General features: G+C 43.0%; 14 protein-coding genes and 2 tRNA genes. 6 read left to right on the top strand and 10 right to left on the bottom strand.

The annotated features are described in order from the left end of the window. Positions 1–229: 229 nt before the first annotated feature. From B050_RS0102895 to mutS, 5 genes are all read right to left on the bottom strand, one after another. Positions 230–1,189, bottom strand: coding sequence for a nucleotidyl transferase AbiEii/AbiGii toxin family protein (locus tag B050_RS0102895; protein ID WP_018472380.1), 960 nt, complete (start codon positions 1,187–1,189; stop codon positions 230–232). Beyond that, the gene (locus B050_RS0102890; protein ID WP_026235577.1) at positions 1,182–1,766 is read right to left on the bottom strand and encodes a hypothetical protein; all 585 of its coding nucleotides are present in this window, start codon (positions 1,764–1,766) and stop codon (positions 1,182–1,184) included. The genes B050_RS0102895 and B050_RS0102890 overlap by 8 nt, the downstream gene beginning before the upstream one ends. A 1,095-nt stretch (positions 1,767–2,861) precedes the next feature. After that, a tRNA-Leu gene (locus B050_RS0102885) sits at positions 2,862–2,945 on the bottom strand. Between the two features lie 106 nt (positions 2,946–3,051). Further along, positions 3,052–3,124 (bottom strand) — tRNA-Gly (locus B050_RS0102880). A 151-nt stretch (positions 3,125–3,275) separates the two neighbouring features. After that, the gene (gene mutS, locus B050_RS0102875; RefSeq protein WP_018472378.1) at positions 3,276–5,885 is read right to left on the bottom strand and encodes a DNA mismatch repair protein MutS; all 2,610 of its coding nucleotides are present in this window, start codon (positions 5,883–5,885) and stop codon (positions 3,276–3,278) included. 227 nt (positions 5,886–6,112) lie between these two features. Between mutS and B050_RS0102870 the strand changes: the two genes are divergently transcribed. After that, the gene (locus B050_RS0102870; RefSeq protein WP_018472377.1) at positions 6,113–6,652 is read left to right on the top strand and encodes an RNA methyltransferase; all 540 of its coding nucleotides are present in this window, start codon (positions 6,113–6,115) and stop codon (positions 6,650–6,652) included. A 513-nt stretch (positions 6,653–7,165) separates the two neighbouring features. Here B050_RS0102870 and B050_RS0102865 read toward each other — a convergent pair. The 4 genes from B050_RS0102865 to B050_RS0102845 all read right to left on the bottom strand — a co-directional run bounded on the left by B050_RS0102865 (position 7,166) and on the right by B050_RS0102845 (position 12,823). Next, a complete protein-coding gene (locus B050_RS0102865) occupies positions 7,166–8,920 on the bottom strand; it encodes an arylsulfatase (protein WP_018472376.1) in 1,755 nt (584 codons plus the stop codon). Positions 8,921–9,279: 359 nt separating this feature from the next. Continuing rightward, the gene (locus B050_RS0102855; RefSeq protein ID WP_018472374.1) at positions 9,280–9,702 is read right to left on the bottom strand and encodes a response regulator; all 423 of its coding nucleotides are present in this window, start codon (positions 9,700–9,702) and stop codon (positions 9,280–9,282) included. A 13-nt stretch (positions 9,703–9,715) separates the two neighbouring features. Next, positions 9,716–11,503 carry a PAS domain-containing sensor histidine kinase gene (locus B050_RS0102850; protein ID WP_018472373.1) on the bottom strand — a complete coding sequence of 596 codons (1,788 nt, stop codon included), beginning with the start codon at positions 11,501–11,503 and terminating at the stop codon, positions 9,716–9,718. Between the two features lie 387 nt (positions 11,504–11,890). Further along, positions 11,891–12,823, bottom strand: coding sequence for a hydrogen peroxide-inducible genes activator (locus B050_RS0102845; protein WP_018472372.1), 933 nt, complete (start codon positions 12,821–12,823; stop codon positions 11,891–11,893). A gap of 297 nt (positions 12,824–13,120) precedes the next feature. On the opposite strand from B050_RS0102845, the gene B050_RS0102835 reads away from it, so the two are divergent. The 5 genes from B050_RS0102835 (at position 13,121) to B050_RS0102815 (ending at position 18,066) form a co-directional block, all read left to right on the top strand. Further along, positions 13,121–14,134: an ABC transporter ATP-binding protein gene (locus tag B050_RS0102835; RefSeq protein ID WP_229802419.1), complete on the top strand. Its 1,014-nt coding sequence runs from the start codon at positions 13,121–13,123 to the stop codon at positions 14,132–14,134. A gap of 84 nt (positions 14,135–14,218) precedes the next feature. Continuing rightward, complete coding sequence (locus tag B050_RS0102830; RefSeq protein WP_018472369.1) at positions 14,219–15,541, top strand: Gfo/Idh/MocA family protein; 1,323 nt, start codon at positions 14,219–14,221, stop codon at positions 15,539–15,541. Between the two features lie 108 nt (positions 15,542–15,649). Further along, complete coding sequence (locus tag B050_RS0102825) at positions 15,650–16,216, top strand: Crp/Fnr family transcriptional regulator (RefSeq protein ID WP_018472368.1); 567 nt, start codon at positions 15,650–15,652, stop codon at positions 16,214–16,216. Positions 16,217–16,280: 64 nt separating this feature from the next. Then, positions 16,281–16,733: a DoxX family protein gene (locus tag B050_RS0102820; protein WP_018472367.1), complete on the top strand. Its 453-nt coding sequence runs from the start codon at positions 16,281–16,283 to the stop codon at positions 16,731–16,733. 376 nt (positions 16,734–17,109) lie between these two features. Further along, a complete protein-coding gene (locus tag B050_RS0102815) occupies positions 17,110–18,066 on the top strand; it encodes a CorA family divalent cation transporter (RefSeq protein WP_018472366.1) in 957 nt (318 codons plus the stop codon). 161 nt (positions 18,067–18,227) lie between these two features. Here the strand turns inward: B050_RS0102815 and B050_RS0102810 are convergent, their stop codons facing one another. Next, positions 18,228–20,030, bottom strand: coding sequence for an acyl-CoA dehydrogenase family protein (locus tag B050_RS0102810; protein ID WP_018472365.1), 1,803 nt, complete (start codon positions 20,028–20,030; stop codon positions 18,228–18,230). Positions 20,031–20,043: the final 13 nt, after the last annotated feature.

Below are 20,043 nucleotides of genomic sequence, written 5' to 3'. Positions count from 1 at the left end.
GACTTCTTCGAGGGCTGTCCAGAACCATCGCTGAGCCATATAATTATTAGAATAATGGTAGACTCCTCTTTTATTGAGATGTACCCATAAAACTAGCCACTTTTTGATACCAAAGGGATCATATGTTTATAGAAATAGCATCACAAAAAAAAATACACGACCCCGACGGGGTCGAATTGGTATTATCCATTCTATATAACCATGGAACCTCTTCGAGGTTTAATTTACCTCATCCTTTATCCAATAGAACGCCTGTAATTCGCTCAATTAAAGAATTAAACTCGACTTGCCCCTTATAGTACAAAGCGGCAGTGGCCTTATATCGAGCTTCAAACTCAGCTCTTTGTTCAGGATTGCTAAGTAGAAAAGCTTCATTCTCTGCTATGGGAATTTCAAAGTCTTTCTTAGGAAAGCGGGCTTTCTTGTGCTCAAAATAGGCTTCCGTGCCGATAAACTCCAAAACCTCAGGAACATCCAAAAGGCAATAGAGGTCATAGTACTGACGCATCAAATTTGCTTTCTTCTCACCCGTTTCCTGTTCCTGCCTGTACTTTGTGGCCACCGTCTGAAGTTTTTCAACAAACGTATAGCCTGGATGATAGCAAGCCACATCGAAAGCCCTGTTATCGATAATTTTAACTTTTGGGTTTTCGGCAGCTTTGTCATACGCCCAGCAGCTAATCAGAAGCTGAGTATTTGGGGTAACAGTATCAAAGCCAGCTTCCAGCAGAATGCATTCTTTCATACCCTCTAAGTAACCTGTCTGAGCTTCATAATATAAGCGAATGCCTCCGCTTCGGTATTTGTCGGTATCGTCAAAAGCCTCATCTCTTTTGATGGCAATGATCCCATCAATCTGAATGTTATCTGCGAGCCAATCATAAAAGTCTTTCCGAGATTGAATGGCTTTGGGTTTGTCACTTTTGGGATTTTCATTTACTTCCAAATGAGCTGGGGCTTTGATATGAATATCAATGTCCTCAGAAAACCGTTGAATGATTTGGTATCCTTTTGAAAGAGAAGTTCCTCCTTTGAGTTCAAACTCGAAGTTTTGCTTTTTCAGCCCATACAATACATGCATTATCCAGTAGTCCTTTTCAATCAACTGGATTTGTATGCCCGTTTCCTGTTCCAGGATTCTCAGAAGATCAATAAAATCCTCTCGTTCATGTAAGTATTGATCAGGCATGCTGTCCCTCTAAAACCGATGAAAACACGTTCTTGGCTTTTGCTCCCCCATAGGCTGAGACAATACGTCTTAATTTAGCAAGATCAAGCTTGCCCGCTTTTTCTTTTGCTTTGGATAAAACCATCTCTTTATCCTCAGCTAAGGTCTCTAAGTTATTGACCAAATCCACTAACAAAAACTCTGGACTGAGTTTCTTAGGAAACTTGGGCTTCATGTGGAAAAAGAACTTTCTGCCACCCAATTCATACTCACCATGACGTTTATGATTATAGACTACTCGTTTGTTATAAAGCTGAGTAGTACCCAGCCCTAGGCTGTTATAGGCATTAGGAGAGGTAATCAAAAAATCATCATCCTTCAAAAAGCAACGCACTAAGCTTGCTTCATCGGGAGGAGTTAGGCCATAAACTGATTCCTTGGGATAATGATAAAGACCATGAGAAAGCTTTTGCAAGGTGCCGTCATCCACCAATTGGCCTAAATGCCTGTCCACAGAATTAGACCACCGCTCTAAATCGGCGCGGCGATAGACGCGTCCACGTCTTAGACGTTTTCTTAGGTTGTTTAAGGTGCTCATTATTTTATCTCCGATACAATTGTATCAAATTATATGAGTATATGCAAGATTTATCATTGAAAATTCATGCAAAAAGCAAAAATATAATGATCTTAATTGATTGTATTTCAATATGTTTGCAACATATATTAATTAATACCTTATCCCAAAAATAATATTAAAGTCATACTTTAGATTTCACCTTTATACCCTTGATAAATGAAATAAGAAATGGGCCCTAGATCAGAAGTTGGAACTATTCTCCGGCGTGAAGAGATACTTCTTGTAGAATCTTGAAGTAAAATTGGGATCGCATTGGTCTTAACTTTTTATATGCTATAAACATAAGACCTCTTCGAGGGCTGCCCTGAGGCATCGCTGAGCCATATAATTATTAGAATAATGGTATCCTCCTCTTTTATTGAGATGTACTCATAGAGCTTTAGCCACTTTTTGATACCAAAGGGATCATATGTTTTTAGAAATAGTTAGCCAAAGCACTATGCGACCCCCTTGGGGTCGGATTGGGCTTTACTTTTATTCATTTGCTATAAACATAAGACCTCTTCGAGGTCTGTCCTGAGGCATCGCTAAGCCATTAAATTATTAGATATATGGTACCCTCCTCTTATATTGAGGTGTACTAATAGAGCTTTAGCCACTTTTTTGATCCCAAAGGGATCATATGTTTATAGAAATTGGAAAGCAAATAACTATGCGACCCCCTTGGGGTCGGATTGGTCTTAAATTATATTTATTTGCTATAAACATAAGACCTCTTCGAGGTCTGCCAGAACCATCGCTGAGCCATATAATTATTAGAATAATGGTATCCTCCTCTTATATTGAGGTGTACTCATAGAGCTTTAGCCACTTTTTTGATCCCAAAGGGATCATATGTTTATAGAAATAACATCACAAAAAAAATACACGACCCCGACGGGGTCGAATTGGTATTATCCATTCTATATAACCATGGAACCTCTTCGTGGGCTATTCTACTTCTATCAGGGACTGAATTGGTTGAAGCCACTACGCTAAAAAATTAAGGCTTTATAGTAGTTAAACAGAAAGAGCTTCCTCAAAAGGGAAGCTCTATTTGCTGATGATCAGCTGTACCAGGAGCGGGAATCGAACCCGCACGGCCGTGAAGCCACAAGATTTTAAGTCTTGCGTGTCTACCTATTCCACCATCCCGGCTTCTTCTATCTGCATAGAAGTTTATTTTCGTCCCAAAGATATTAATTCCTTCTGAAAAAATACTCCTTGGAAACAAGAAAGCCCTTTATTTCAAGGGCTCGCTAAGAGCGAAAGACGAGATTCGAACTCGCGACCCCAACCTTGGCAAGGTTGTGCTCTACCAGCTGAGCTACTTTCGCTTGTATGAAATTGATACGGTGACCGTTATTATCTCCGTTATTGTGAGTGCAAATGTACGCAGCTTTTTTTAATCTGCAATACTTGCCCTAATTTTTTTTACCCAATTCCACCCCATTAGCCAGTATATTACTGATTTTCAGAGAATTTATTTTACTCTAATTTTTTCTTAATTTCATTTAATTTCAATAATGCCTCCACTGGGGAGATCGTATTGATATCTATGGAATTGAGCATTTCCTGAGCTTCCTTAAACTTCGGATCAATCTCAAATAAGCTCAGCTGAAAATTATTTTTCGGCATATCCTTCACCTTTTCCTGCTGCTGATGCAGGTCCTTGTCTTTCTCCAAGTGCCCCATTATTTCTGAAGCTCGCAGCACCACAGGGTTGGGCATGCCAGCCATTTGGGCCACGTGGATCCCAAAACTATGCTCACTGCCCCCTTCTTTTAGCTTCCGCATAAAGATCACCTTATCTCCTACCTCCTTTACCGATACGTTGAAATTTTTGATCTTCGGAAAATCCTCCGCCAGCTGGTTGAGTTCATGATAGTGAGTGGCAAATAAGGTCTTGGCGCGGAATTTTGGATGGTTATGCAAAAACTCCACGATGGACCAGGCAATGCTTATCCCATCATAGGTCGAGGTACCCCGCCCAATCTCATCCATCAGCACCAAACTCCGATCCGAAAGATTATTGAGAATACTCGCCGTCTCGGTCATTTCAACCATAAAGGTCGATTCTCCCTTGGCCAGGTTATCGGAGGCTCCCACACGGGTAAATACCTTATCGATAATCCCCACCCTCGCATAAGAGGCCGGCACAAAACTCCCCATCTGCGCCATCAATACAATCAAAGCTGTCTGCCGCAGCAGGGCCGACTTACCGGCCATATTGGGGCCTGTGATCACGATAATCTGCTGACTACTGTGGTCCAGGTAAATGTCATTTGGCACATAATCCTCCCCAATTGGAAGCTGCTTCTCTATCACAGGGTGTCGGCCATCCTTGATTTCTAAGCTATCGGTATCTGCGACCTTTGGCCGGCAATAGTTATTAGAGATCGCCACCCGGGCAAAGGACAGCAGGCAGTCCACCGTCCCCAAGATCCTGGCATTCTCCTGGATCTGAATGACATATTCCCCGGCACTCTGGACCAGAAGATTAAAATACTTTTGCTCCAGAACAATAAGCTTTTCTTCCGCATGGAGAATCTTATCCTCATATTCCTTCAGCTCCTCAGTGATATATCGCTCGGCATTCACTAGGGTCTGCTTACGAATCCACTCGGCAGGCACCTTGTCCTTATGCGCATTTGACACTTCGAGGTAATAGCCAAAAACCTTATTATAGGCAATTTTTAGCGAGCTAATGCCCGTCCTTTTGACCTCACGCTGCTGAATCTCCACAAGGTAATCCTTGCCGGAAGTCGCCAAGCGTCGGTATTCATCAAGCTCCTCATCCACCCCATTGCAGATGATATTTCCCTGATGCACTAGCATGGGAGCCTCTTCTCGCAGTTCCTGCTCGATCTTCTCCAGCAGAAATTCGCAGGCGTTGATCTGGTCTCCAAGTTTCTTGAGCGAATTATTTTTCTGTCCTTTCAACAGTGCCTTGATAGGCAGGGTACTTTTAAGGGCTTTTTTGAGCTGATTCATCTCGCGTGGGTTGATCCTTGCGACAGCCACTTTGGAGATCAGGCGCTCCAGATCCCCGATATGCTTTAAGTGAGAGAGAATCTCCTCACTCATTTCCTTTTCACCATGGAAATATTCCACGACTTTCAGGCGCTCCTCTATTGCCTCCTTGTCCTTCAGCGGTAAGACCATCCACTTCTTCATCATCCGGGAACCCATCGGAGTGACCGTATGATCTAGTATCTGAATCAGGGGAACTCCGCCATCTTGCTGAGGATATACCAGCTCGAGATTACGAATGGTAAACTTATCCAGCCACACAAATTTCTCCTCTGCGATCCTCGAAATGGAGGCGATATGCTTCACCTCTTTATGCTCAGTTTCTTCCAGGTAATATAAGATAGCGCCTGCGGCAATGGTGCCATGCTCAAGATTCTCAATCCCAAATCCCTTCAGGTTGGCCGTCTGGAAATGCCCCGTTAGTTTCTCATAGGTATAGTCATATTGATACACCCAATCCTCGCAATGGAAGGTGGTATAATCATCCCGTAGCAAGTCCTGAGCACTGCCCTTATGCGCTTTGGAATAGATTACCTCCGCCGGATTGAATCCCTGTAGTAATTTCTCAATATAAGGTGCCCCTCCTTCGGCGCACATAAATTCACCCGTGGAGAGATCCAAAAAGGAAATACCCAAGGTCTGCTTGCCAAAATAAATAGAAGCCAAGTAATTATTGCTGCGCTTATCAAGCACATTATCATTAAAGGATAAGCCCGGGGTCACAAGCTCAGTCACCCCTCTTTTGACGATTCCTTTTACATCTTTGGGGTCTTCCAGCTGATCACAGATCGCCACTCGATTACCTGCACGCACCAGCTTGGGAAGGTAGTTGTCCAGAGAATGGTGTGGAAACCCTGCCAGCTCTATATGGCTTGCTGAGCCATTGGCCCTTTTGGTCAAAACGATATCCAGAATCTTGCTGGCCTTAATAGCATCTTCCCCAAAAGTCTCATAAAAATCACCCACTCTAAACAGCAATAATGCACCAGGATGTTTGGCTTTTATACTGTTATACTGCTTCATCAAGGGAGTCTCCTTGGCTTCTTTTGCCTTTGCTTTGGCCATTTTATACGCTATTTTTAAATCTTATCTGTTAATTTTGGCATCTGGCAGATTTCCCTCGTTCCAGACCTGACTATATTCTGGTCCTGGATTCTAGGTATTCTTTGGGATGAGGCGCAGCGTTCCGCTGCAAGGTTCATCTTATTCTAAGAAAAAATGCCTTTAGTAAATGGCAAATTTACCATTTCTAGCCTGAAATTAATCGATTCAACAGGGTAAACAAAAGCGTAATGAAAAAATTAAGTATGGAGGAGCTCAACCGGCTCTCTGTGGAAGAATTTAAAGAAGCAGATAAAGTCCCTGTCGTCATCGTCCTGGACAATATCCGCAGCCTCAATAATATCGGTTCGGCTTTCCGCACTTCCGATGCCTTCCGCATCAAGAAAATTTACCTCTGCGGCATCACCGGCACCCCTCCACATAGGGACATTCAGAAGACCGCTTTAGGAGCCACCGAATCCGTCGATTGGGAATATTTTGACCATACCCTCGAAGCCATCGCGGCTCTCAAAACTGAAGGCTTTCAGATCTGCTCCCTTGAGCAAGTCGATCATAGTACCATGCTGAATAAGTTTAGCCCCCAGCCTGAAAGTAAGTATGCACTTGTATTCGGAAATGAAGTATTTGGGGTGGAAGATGAGGTAATCGCTGCCAGTGATCATGTGCTCGAAATTCCTCAAATGGGCACCAAGCATTCTCTGAATATCTCCGTGAGTATGGGCATTGCTATATGGGATTTTGTCAATAAACTAGGCTCTCTCAAAGATTAGTTTTCCCCCCTAAAGGCTACCCATTCTTAGCTATTCTCCAAAACTGAAATAAATGAGTCTTTCTGCTTCCAGCCTTCCTATTTAAGAGTCCTGAGGCTTTTTGATAGAGATATTAAGCCATCTGCTTCAACACTCTATTTATTAGATTCATTTTTATTATCACACAGTTCATTGCTATTTATTCCCAATCTGAAGTTATGGAATATGCTTGGAATTGGACTTTGCACACACTATAGTTTATTGGCATTGCCGCATTTCAGAGAATCCAGTCTTATTAGTAAAATGCACTTATATTCTCACTATGCATTTGCCTATGGCAAAAATATACATGCTTAAGAAGGCAAAGAAAAGCTCCCAGTTAAATTGAAATCCTTAAACAAAGCCTAACTTTTCGAAGGAAATAATGAGCAATTCCACCCTATAAACATTACACTTAAACCCCAAAAATATACAGTTTACCATCGTATATGCTCATTTAAATTTATTTAGGGCAGAGGAGCATTGGCGGGCAGGTCAGGGCTGCACCCGTTCGATTTCAACCCAAAAAGGAAGAATATTTCTTCCACCCCCCATATAAGTCGGGATGAGATCTGCGGTCATATCGTTTAATTTGACCCCCTTCATTTCTATCCAATCAGATTCCTCCTCTTGCTGTTGCTGAAAGACGAGTGGACCTAGTTCGACGAGCATTCGTCCACCTTCAGGGACGGGTTTCAGAAATTTAAATTTGAGATTATAGGTTCCATCAAGGACCATCAATCGCCACTTACCAAACACCTCTTCCTGGTTCCATATCCCCCGCTGTCCATTGGCGTCATTGCGGCTAAGGAAACTAGGGTTTTCATTCGGGCTGCCGACTATAATGGGAATTTGGTTTTGCAAATTTGGTGACTGGATTAGCTCCTGATACAGGCTATCCATACTTACCTTCATGCTTTGAGCAAGCCTAGGATTTGAGGAATTGATATTGTCCGATTCGCCCCTATCATTGGCAATATCATACAAGTCAAAATCCGGCCAGTCTGCATCATAATTTCCCGAGGCGACCAGTCTATAATTTCCCCTTTGCAGCGCCATATTTTCATAGAGCTCGGGGTACTTTCTTGTCCAATAAAAAAACAAACTTCTATCTGCCCACTCCACAGGCTTACCCTCCAATAACGGGACTAGGCTATGACCATCAATCACACGATCCTTTGGTAATTCGGCCTGGCATAGTTCCGCTAAAGTGGGGAAGATGTCCATATGTACCGCAGTGGTAGAAATCTCATTTGGCTGAGGGTATTTCCCGGGATACTTTAGCAGCAGCGGCACCTTCACTCCTCCCTGGTAAACGGAGGACTTCCTCCCACGTAAGCCTGATAGATAACGGTATTGCTCAGGACCATTGTCTGTCATGAAAATGATCAGGGTATTTTCTGCTATTTCCATCTCATCAAGAGCCGCTAGCACCCTCTGCATATTATAATCGATATTGTCCACCATGGCATAGACCTTCCGCGCATCTTCCTTATCCTGCTCAGACATCAGATCTGAAGGGTCCATCTCTGTACTAAAGCCAAGAGTGGGATCAATATCCTTATACTTTTGGTAATACTCATCAGGAACCTGCAGGGGCGTATGGGGAGCATTGAAAGATAGATAACAGAAGAATGGCTCCGATCCGGACGAATGGCTGACCTGCATGAAGCGGATCGCCTCCTCAGCAAATATATCTGAGCAATAGCCCTCGTAAGATTGCTGCTTGCCATTATGCCATAATATAGGATCAAAATAACTACTGTCCCCCTGAAAGTAGGTGGTGAAATCACCCACCTGGCCCATGCCTCCTGCCAAATGTATGAGCGACTCATCAAAACCCTGGTCCATCGGGCGAGAAGGATAATTGTCTCCTAAATGCCACTTGCCAAAAATTCCTGTCTTATAACTGGCCGACTTAAGCATCTCAGCTAGGGTGAATTCATCAGCGGCAATTATGGAGCCCCCATTATAGGTATCGCGAATTCCTGTACGCAGCGAATACCGGCCAGTCAGCAAACTGGCTCGGGTGGGCGCACACACCGGTGATACATAATATGAAGTGAACCAGCTGCTTTCTGCTGCCAGCTGATCGATCGTGGGAGTTTGGACATGCGGATTGCCCGTAAATCCAAAATCCCCATAGCCTTGGTCATCCGTAATAATCAGCAGCACATTGGGGCGCTTCTCTTGGGCAATGCCCGCCAGGGAGCTAAGTAGCAAAAGGAAAAATAGAAGTCGGGTTTTCATAAAATTGATTTATTACAAATGAAAAACATCAACCCTAAAACAAGAGATAGTTGAAGGGAAATATAGCCTGGCAAAAGTCCTATGTAGAACGTATCATTATTTTTCACGAGGCCAGTGGGGATGTCCCTAGCCAATATACTAAAAATTTCCAGCGGAATATCCTGGCAGTTTACCTCAGTCAATAGAAAAGTCTCCCTTTCTCCTATGCTGTTGAAAGGAATAAATTGGGCTGATCTCTCGTGAAGAAAATAATTGGTGTTTCTAAAATAGAAAAATTACCTGCTGCCTGACTTTAAATTGGATCTTATCACTATAAAGGCCTCATGCAAGTACAGCCGCTTGGCCATGTATGTGGGAAATTAGAATTCTTTATGATTTCCCTCGAAGTGTAATTCAATGATTTTATCGATCTTTTCGGGGGTAAGGGGTTTACTATAATATTCGCTGATCTCCTGGAAGGTCTGTGATTTTTCGTCATCCTCAGGATTCACGCTGGTGGTGAGCATCACGATGACATTGCTAGCCCGTTGGTGCTTTGGCAGCGACTTATATTCCTCCAAAAAATCCCATCCATTGATGCCGGGCATATTGATATCGAGAAAAATCAGATCGGGCTTAGGATTTTCATTGCGATCTACGGACTCTAAGTATTCGAGTGCTTCCTCGCCGGACTGTACCGCTACGATCTTCTCTACCTTTCCCGTTTTTTTAAGAATAATTGTATTTATAAAGTTGGTAGGCTCATCATCATCTACCAATAAAATGCATTTAAGTTTTTCCATTCGTTGATCAGTTTCATTTAGGAATGGTGAAGTAAAACGTACTTCCTTTATTAATTTCAGACTCCACCCAGATTTTTCCATGGTGCAGGGCTACTATTTTTCGGCAATGTGCCAAGCCTATGCCCGTTCCCTCATATTGCTCTCTCAAATGTAGTCGTTGAAAGATTATAAATATACGATCTACATATTTTTTATCAATACCGATTCCATTATCCTTCACCCCAAAGAGCCAATTTTCACCCTCTTCCTTACAGAATACGGAGACTACTGGCTGGCAATTGGCTTTGGTAAATTTTATGGCGTTGGTCAGCAAGTTCTGGAATAGTTGCCGTAGCGCCGTTTCGTAGCCTTGTACGATGGGGAGTTTCTCGACCTTGATGCTCGCTTTGGTATTGGTGATCACAGTGCTCAAGTCTTCCTTTATTTCCATCAAAAGGGTATTGCAATCTACCGCTGCCAGCACTGCCTGCCTTCCAATCTGGCTATAGTCTAATAATCCCTTGATAAGCTGACGCATGCGCTTGGTAGAAGCCAGCACATATTCCATGCTTTTGGCTCCATTCGTATCCAACATCCCGCCATAACTCTCCGCCAAAAACTCCGTCAAGCTAATTACCGTCTGCAAGGGCTCCTGCAAATCATGTGAAGCTACATAGGCAAATTGCTCCAACTCCTTATTCTTCTCTTCTAGCTCTTTGTATTTTCTTTCCAGCTCTTTTTGCGCTGATTTCCTATCGGTAATATCCCGTATCGCCGCAATGATGAGGATTCCGTCTTTGGTCTCCATCGGGCTCAGCGATATTTCCACGGGAAACTCTTCCCCATTCTTGCGCAATCCCGACAGCTCCAGCCCAGCACCCATCGGACGAACCTTCGGATTATGTGCAAATGAATTGCGGTGACCCGGATGCTTATTTTTATAGCGCTCAGGGATGAGCTCTTCAACTTTCTTTCCTATTAGGTCCTCTTTATTATAGCCAAAAATTTTCTCCACCTGGGCATTTACGATCTGGATAAGACCTTCCTTACCCACGATCACGATCGCATCTGGAGCGCTATCGAGCAATCTTCGGAACTTATGCTCTTCCTTCTTTCGGTCAGAAATATTCCTGATAGCCGCGGATATAAATAATCCATTCTCCGTCTTGAGGGGAGACAGGGAAACCTCCACAGGAAAAGTGCTGCCGTCCTTCCTCTGCCCTTTGAGCTCCATATCCTCGCTCATATTCCTGGGGACGGGCTCACTTACATAGCGCTCCCGCTGGTGACGATGCTGATATACGATATCATCAGGTACCAAAATCTCCAATTCCTTTCCCAGCAATTCTTCTTTGGTATAGCCAAATTGGGCCTCGGTCTGGGCATTAACCAGCACGATCTGCCCTTGCTGGTTGACGATCACCATGGCATCAGGGGCGGTTTCTAGCAAGGCTTGCGCCTTATTCGCTACTTTCTCGCTCTGAGTAAGCTTACGCATAATAGCCGATATCCCCATAAACTTCCCCTTATCACTTTTCATGGGAGAATACTGTACCAATACCGACTGCGGTGCCTTGCCTCCCTTGGTCAATACTTCCCTTCGGATGGGATCAATATGCTCGCCAAACATCAGCGATTCACGGATCATCTCATAGGTATGATTAGGGTCGTCTGCCAATAAAGTCCTATGATCCCGATCCAATAATTCCCTAGAACTAAGCCCTAAAAGGTGTTCAGCTGAGGTATTGGAATAGGTAATACTTCCCCTGAGGTCAAGGCCTATGATAGCATCCGTCGCATGAAAAAGAATATGATCGTCCACTCTTGTCCAGGTTGTTTAATCCTTCAAATACGGAATATTTCGACTAAAAATTAAATTTTTTAAGAGATTAATTTAATAAACATTGGATAACACACCTTATCCACTAATCAAAACTATAAATTCAACCAATTTTCATCTAGCCAAAATCAAAAAATGGTCAGCCTCATCAGTGCTATCTCAAATCAAATACTCTTAGTGAGAATTAGATAGTAATAGGAATATCCTTCAGGCATAAAAAATCATACGGCAAATTACAATAAAGCGTTTAAAAAAAGTGTCAAAGACAGATTTTATGTACTCAAAGAATCATTATTTGTCATTTAGGCACCTTGACTTTGCCTAAAAAATCTATAATACACCTATTAGGATCTGGCAGGAAAGGGCTTCTTATTTGAATTTAACGATCTTGCCATGGGCTTTTGAGGTCATCTCCTTGGGGATAGCCTCGGTTATCTCCTCGTAAAGCAATTCTACCAGGCGTTTTTTCAGAAAACTACGGGTGAGTACAATACTCACTTCACGTGTGGGCTCTTCGCCCCCAAAAGGTCTCAACCTCAATTTCTCGCTTTCTGTTAGGTCAAATGTGGCCAATTCAGGTAATAAAGTGATCCCTTTATAGCGGTTTACCATGTTTTTTAGCCCTTCCAACGAGCCGCTTTCATAATGGAAGTTCATCCGCTGAAATTTATTCTGATCACAGATGCTCAGCACCTGATCTCTGAAACAATGCCCTTGCTGCAGTACCCAAAAATCATCGCCCATCAGGTCTTTTACATCTATTTCCTTCTTCTGAAGCAGCTCATGTCCTTCGGACAAATAAGCATAAAACTTCTCATAAAACATTGGTTTCTCTATTATACCCTGCTCCTGCATCGGCGTCACCACGATACCCAGGTCCAGCTCATCATTACGAAGCCTTTTGATGATCTCCTCAGTGATCAGTTCTTCTACTTGCAATTGTACATTCGGAAATTTCTCTAAAAATTTCCTGATAAACAGATGCAGCAGGTACGGAGCCAAAGTAGGAATAATGCCTAGCTTAATTATCCCACTGATATTTCCCTTTAGATTTGCTATCATCTCATAGATGCCCTTGCTCTCGGACACCACCCGCTTGGCTTGTTCGATCAGCTGTGAGCCGATCTCCGTGGGAATCACCGGCATCTTTGACCGGTCAAAAATCACCACATCCAGCTCCCGCTCCAATTTATGAATCTGGGCGCTAAGTGTGGGTTGGGTCACAAAACAGGCCTCAGCGGCATGTCCAAAGTGCCGATGCCTATCCACCGCTAACACATATTCAAGTTGCTGAATCGTCATTTATTTGTTTCTCTTTTATCCATAAAAATATGGGCGAATATACAAAAACATTTTTATTTAGATTTGATTTAAATAATAATAAAGAAAATGGAAGACACTTTTTTATGCTAGGAAAAGTCTCCTATACTGAGGCCAGCCCCTGCACTTTTGGCCAATAAATCGGGCCTTTTTCCTCTTCACCTTTATATCCTCTGCCTAGACCTTAATTTCAACAGAATTACTCTTACCTTTGTTTCTTATAAGGTATTACCCATTTATATTATTGACCGAGAAATGAGTTTGCTCAGTATAACCAATTTGTCCAAAAAATTTCCTCAATCAAAGACCTATGCTCTCCAAGATATAAACCTGGAAATTGCGGAAGGCAGTATTCAGGCGATCGTTGGGGAGAATGGATCTGGCAAGACGAGCTTGTTGAAGGTCATTGCGGGCCTGGAGCATCCGGATAAGGGCAGCATCATTTTTTCGGGCCAGACCATCGTCAATGGTAAGGTCGCTATATCCGCTGAGCAAAGGGAAATAGGCGTGATATTCGATGATTATGCGCTATTCCCACAGTTAAACTTACTGGAAAACGTGAAGGTTGCCCTCCAGCCAAAGGAAAAGCACAGCACGCAAATAGCACGCGATAGCCTCGCTTTGGTGGGTTTAGAGGACAGCTATAAGCTTTTCCCACACCAGCTTTCCTCAGGACAGCGGCAGCGTGCGGCATTAGCCAGAGCTTTGGCCTCACGGCCAAAGATATTGCTCCTTGACGATCCATTCAAAAGCCTCGATACCCGATTTAAGAATGAGATGATACAGGACCTTCAAGACATTGTAAAATCCACAGGCATCACAGCCATCATCGCCAGTCATCATGCCAAAGATGCGCTATCATTAGCTGACAATTTGGCTATACTACATAAGGGAACCCTTCAGCAGCAAGGTCCTCCGGAGGAAATCTATCGCAACCCTGCTAACGCCTATGTCGCCAATTTCTTTGGAAAGAGAAATGAGATAGTGGCCACCTCTACGCCAGATGGCTTTTACTCGGGATTTGGGTTTATGCCGGATCCGGAATCTGTGAAATTCAACGAAAAGGTAAAAATCCTCTTCCGTGCTGAGGATGCTAAAATTAAAAAAGATGCTAACCAGCCCCTGAGTGGGACGATCCATCGGACCCTCTTCTATGGGGATCACCAAATCGTGAAATTGATGGATGATGAAGGCCATCAAGTGAGTATCAAGGCTCACCCCGGAAGAAATTTCCCCCTTGGCGAAAGAATGTTTTTCACCATCGAGAAATATGAGCTGGAAGAGGCTTTTTAAGGGAAAATATTTAGGAATAAATACATTACATGGTAATTTAGGGAAAACAAATTTTAACCTTAAACCCTATTACCATTAATCATCATGTCAAAGAATAAAAATCAATCTGATTTTTCTAGAAGAAAATTCATGGGCGCATCGGCCCTTGGTGCGCTAGGATTATCGATCGTTCCTCATCTCAATTTCGCATCTTCCACCTCCAGCCAATCCCTACGCTCCGCCGAGTCAAAAATCCGACTTGGGTTCATCGGAATGGGCAGGCAAGCCAACGGCATTCTGAATGGAATGATGAAAATCCCACAAGTGGAAGTAATCGCCGGCTGTGACGTATATGGCGCTAAACGCACGCGATTCCAGCAGAAAGTGGCGGCTCACTATGGCAAAAAGCCTGAAGATGTGCCTACTTTTGAGAGATATCAAGACTTACTATCAAGAAATGATATAGATGCAGTGGTAATTGCAAGTCCGGATTTCTGGCATGCGCAAATGGCCATCGATGCTTGCAAAGCAAAAAAAGATGTCTATCTGGAAAAACCACTCACCTTCACTATCAATGAAGGAAAGGCTTTAGTCAAAGCCGTGAGAGATAATAATATTGTCTTGGCCACAGGAAGCCAGCAGCGATCTGAAGACAACTTCCAATATGCCGTGCATATGGTCCATAAGGGTGCTCTAGGCAAAATCAAACATGTCAAAGCCAATGTCGGCTCACCCACTTCTCCGAAACCTTACGATCTACCAAAACAAGCTATTCCTGCAGACCTCAATTGGGACCTGTGGCTAGGGCCAATTCCCTCGGTACACTTCAATCAGGAACTGAATCCATCCATCAGCATCGATCCACCAGTAAATGAAAATAGCTGGGGCGCTTGGCGTTGGTATCAGGAAACTGGCGGTGGACTCATGACCGACTGGGGTGCACATATGTTCGATATCGCCCAGTGGGGATTAGGAATGGATAGGCATGGACCGATTTCTGTCAGCCCGGAATCCAGCAGCAGTCCCTTGACTTTTGAGTATGAAAGCGGGATAAAAATGACCGCAGAGCCCTATAATGGCGATACCCGCGGTGTGGAATTTACCGGCACTGATGGTTGGATACAGGTAAGTAGAGGCGAATTCAAATCCTCCATTCCTGAATTGGTCGTGCCTAAAGGCATTCAAAGTTCCATTCAGGCACCACCACATTATATCGACTTTATAGAAAGTGTGATCCGAAGAAAAGACCCTATCGCCCCCGTGGAGATCGGTCATAGTACCTGTACCGTATGTACCCTCGGAAATATCGCTAATAAGCTTCAGGAAAAACTCTCCTGGAATCCTTACGAACAGCAATTTGAAAATAATGCCAAAGCAGAAAAACTGATGCATTATAATTATCAAAATGGCTATAAACTGGATATCTAATAGAAATAAAGAGCGCTTAGCCACTGATTATAAAACCCGCCATGGCGGGTTTTATAGTTTCTGCCCCATTATAAACATAGACTTTTACGAAATCTAGCCCACTAGAAAATGAAAGCGCTTAGAAAATTTATTGATTCTCTATCTCCGATCAGCGATAGGGACTGGCAGTATTTCTCTTCCAGATTAGAGGAGGTAAAACTGGAAAAAAATGCAAGCTTACTAAAAATCGGAGAGGTAGAAAATCACCTATCGTTTATCACTGAAGGCATGGTTAGGCTTTTTATTCCAAAGGAGGAATACGATATGACTTTTGGTTTTGTCTTCGAAAATGAATTTGTGACCGCTTATGATTCCTTCCTGACTCGCCTGCCTTCCGCTTACCAGATAGAAACCCTCGCCAAAACCCATATGTGGAGAATTTCTTATCCAGACCTGCAATCGGTTTATGAAAATACCTCGATCGGAAATAGTATTGGCCGCAGGATGGCTGAAAACATGTATTTGGTCAAATCGAAACGAGAATTAGCTTTATTAAGCAAAACGGCCGAAGAACGTTATCTGGACCTATTTTCAGATAGGCCAAAGCTAATTCGGGAAATTCCCCTCAAGTATATTTCCTCCTATATCGGAGTAACACCACAAGCCCTCAGCCGAATTAGGAAGCGCATTACTTAACCTAGGTTCATTGTAGGATCGTCGGCCTTTTAGGAACTTTGTCGAGTCCTAAAAGCAGATAAATATGAAACCTTTGATCGTATTGTTTATAAGTTTTTTCCTAGCCCTTTTGATAATAAAATGGCTCACCAGGCAATTTGATATTTTCCTCGCCGCCAGAATTGCCATGGCCAGCATGCTGATCTTCACCTCCATAGGTCATTTTGTCTTTAGCAAAGGTATGGCGATGATGATTCCTCCAGTGGTCCCATTTAAAGAAAGCCTGGTTTTCCTTACGGGAATTTTAGAAATTCTATTGGCCATCGGCCTGTTGATTCCAAAGCTTCAATTTCTATCTGCCTGGGCCCTTATCGTCTTCTTAGTGATGATGCTTCCCGCCAATATTTATGCATCATTATACGAGGTGAACTTCGAAAAAGGGAACTATTCCGGCAATGGACCCAGCTATTTACTTTTTAGAATCCCCTTACAAGGTTTATTTATATTCTGGACTTATTGGAGTAGTATCCGCAATTGACCCTCTACCATAAAAAGAGCTGATAATAGAAAAAGCATTTGGGCAACTATCAAAAGCAGTGATTATCCATTTTCGATTTACTTTTAAATTTAAAGCAAATGACTAATCATTAAAACATTATATTGTCGCAGATAATTGGAAATGATCGATAGGAATCCAGGTATTCTTCTAAGGTAATTTATTATCCTGCATGTATCCTTTAGCTAGCTTGGAGAGGCGCGCATCGTTAGGCAGCTGGGTAAAAGGAATAAATTCCTTAGAAGATTGTCTTTACTAGACCTGAAGCTGTATCTGAATATTACCTACTTGGCCCAGGCCAAAATCAAGTGTCCTATCCAGCAAGTGAAGGTTTAGGTCCGCATAAATTAGCGATACGATGATAGAAATTTTATTTAAAGATAAGAAACTCCTAAAACTCACCAGCACAAGTGAAATCCCAGATGCGCCAATGGATTTTCTTTTGATGCAATTTGTGAATTATACGGAAAAGGAATTGAAATGGCTCAGTGCCCATTATGATCTGGATTTCACCATCATGAAGCATTATGAGGACATTGAGATCAGCTCCCACTTTTTAGAAAATGAAAACCAGGCTTCCTTTCACTTTTCCATTCCCTATCTCAATAAGGATAAAAAAATGGTGGAAGAACCTGTATTTATTATTGTTTCTAAGGTGGGATTATTTTTATTTTCAAGCACCGAGTTGGATGATTTTTTCAATGAAATCTACTCCAAAAAGGTAAAAGCCATCCAAAGAACAGCCTATCACGCCAATATCTTTATGTTTCAATTTGAGTTTATCTCTGACTATTTCGCAGATATTACAGAGAGCCTGACCAAAAAAATCAAGGTGCTCGCCAATCAGATTTTAATTGATAAGGAGTTTTCTAATGAGGAATTGGACATTATCACCAAGCATAATTTTAGTAATTTATTGATCAAAGAGGCATTGCTGGAAGCCACAAGGGTATTTACCTTGTACATGAAAAGTGATTGGGAGAAAAAGGCAGGCGTAAAAAACAGTATCCAGATAGAGCTAAATGACCTGTCAGCAGTATCAGATTATATACAGTTTAATTTTGACCGTCTGGATGATTTAAAGGAAAATGTGTCCAATAAAATTGATCTGGAGCAAAACCATATTTTTAAGATGCTCACTGTGGTGACTGTTTGTATTTCTCTTCCCACTTTCATTGCGGGCGTTTATGGGATGAACTTCGAGGTCATGCCTGAGTTGGAGTCCAGATATGGGTACCCGATAGTGATGATTCTGATGGTTTTATCCGCCTTATTACCCTTTATCTATTTCAAAAAGAAGAAATGGCTGAGATAAGATGACAGCATTTTAAACCCCAAAAATCACGATAAAAAAGGCGCTGAACCGTGGATCCATCTTCAGAATCCACCATTCAGCGCCATTTTATTAAGTAGGTGATCTTATATTTTACTTGTCATTACAAGTAAGGAAATTATTCACAAGTCATTCATTCCTATTTAATCAAAATAAGAATATTTACCCTTGCTAATCAGGTCTGCGGCCACCTGTCTTCTGAGCTCTTTGACATTGATCGGGTCCATTTTGGTAAAACGCTTCAGCCCCATCAGCATCACTTTCTGCTCGTCTCCGGTGACAAAGGAGGCGATCGCCTCTTTTCCCGCCACTTGGATCTTGTCCACTGCTTCGGACAGGTACACCCGAGTCATAGCAATCTGCATTTTGCAATTTCCTTCTCCTTTCATCGCTGCTCTTTTTTCGGTACGTAGCAAGGCAGATTCTGCTGCATATATTTCGATCATAATATCAGCAAGATTCATCATGATTTCCTGTTCCTCATCCAGTTTTGCCTGAAGGGTCATGGCAGCTTTTCCACCAACCATCAAAAATACCTTCTTAAGCTTTGATAGGATGTCTTTTTCCACGGCAAATAGTGCTGAGGTATCCATGGAAGCAAAAGAGGGAACTGCCACGAGCTCAGCAGCCACGGCCTGTGCAGGAGCAAAGAGGTTGATCTCGCCCTTCATGGCCCTTTTAAGGAGCATGCCCACCATGAGCATACGGTTGATCTCATTGGTGCCTTCATAGATTCTGGAAATCCGTGCATCCCGATAAGCTCTCTCCATGGGCGCATCCGCCGAATAGCCCATGCCACCATAGATTTGGACGCCTTGGTCTACCACATAATCCAATATTTCAGAACCATGGACTTTGGCTATGGCGCATTCAATTGCAAACTGCTCCACGCCTTTCAGCTTCGCCTTGTTGATCTCCATACCCTCGCTGGCCAGGGCATCGATACGGTCTTCGATATTTTGACCCAATCGATAGCAAAGCGACTCACTCACATATGTTTTGATCGCCATCTCCGCCAACTTGGATTGGATCGCACCGAAAGTGTCGATTGAAACGCCAAATTGCTTACGCTCAGAGGCATAACCCAGGGCATCTTTGAGCACCTTTCGGCAGCCTCCCAATACGCCGGCACCTAGTTTTACCCTTCCTATATTCAGAATATTTACGGCAATCTTAAATCCATTTTGACGATCAGAGAGCATATTTTCCACCGGCACCTGGCAGTCATTGAAGAATACCTGCCGCGTAGATGAGCCTTTGATACCCATCTTTTTCTCCTCTTCATTCATCGTAATGCCGCCAAAAGACTTCTCCACAATAAAAGCAGTGAGGTTTTTGTCATCTTCTATCTTGGCGAAAACAATAAATATATCGGCAAAACCCCCATTGGAAATCCACATTTTCTGGCCATTGAGCAGGTAATGTTTACCATCCTCAGTGAGACTAGCCTTGGTCTTTCCGCTGTTGGCATCCGATCCCGCATCGGGCTCTGTCAGGCAGTAACATGCCGCCCATTCTCCTGTAGCTAGTTTTGGGAGGTACTTCTGCTTCTGATCCTCCGTGCCATAAAATAATATCGGCAAGGTACCTATGCCTGTATGTGCTCCATAGGTGGTAGAAAATGATCCTGCCGCACCGATGATATCCGCTATCAACATGGAGGTATTGAAACTCATCCCTAGGCCTTGGTAAGCCTCAGGAACCGAAATCCCAAGCAAGCCTAGCTCTCCTGCTTTCTTAAGAATGCCGGGCACCAGCTCTGGATCCTTCATGCTGTCTATTTCGTCCGCCTTCGGCGCTATTTCTGTATCGATAAAATCCTGACAAGCCTGCGCCATCATGCGCTGCTCCTCCGAAAACTCCGCTGGGATAAATATATCCTGAGCTTCGGTGTCCCGCACCAAAAACTCCCCACCGTTGATCGTATTTTTATTTATTGCTTCCATAGTATATATTTTT

The sequence above is a fragment of the Echinicola pacifica DSM 19836 genome (genome assembly GCF_000373245.1).
Lineage (GTDB): Bacteria > Bacteroidota > Bacteroidia > Cytophagales > Cyclobacteriaceae > Echinicola > Echinicola pacifica.
The sequence above is the reverse complement of the archived record's forward strand: the minus strand, read 5'-3'. Positions and strand labels throughout refer to the sequence as shown.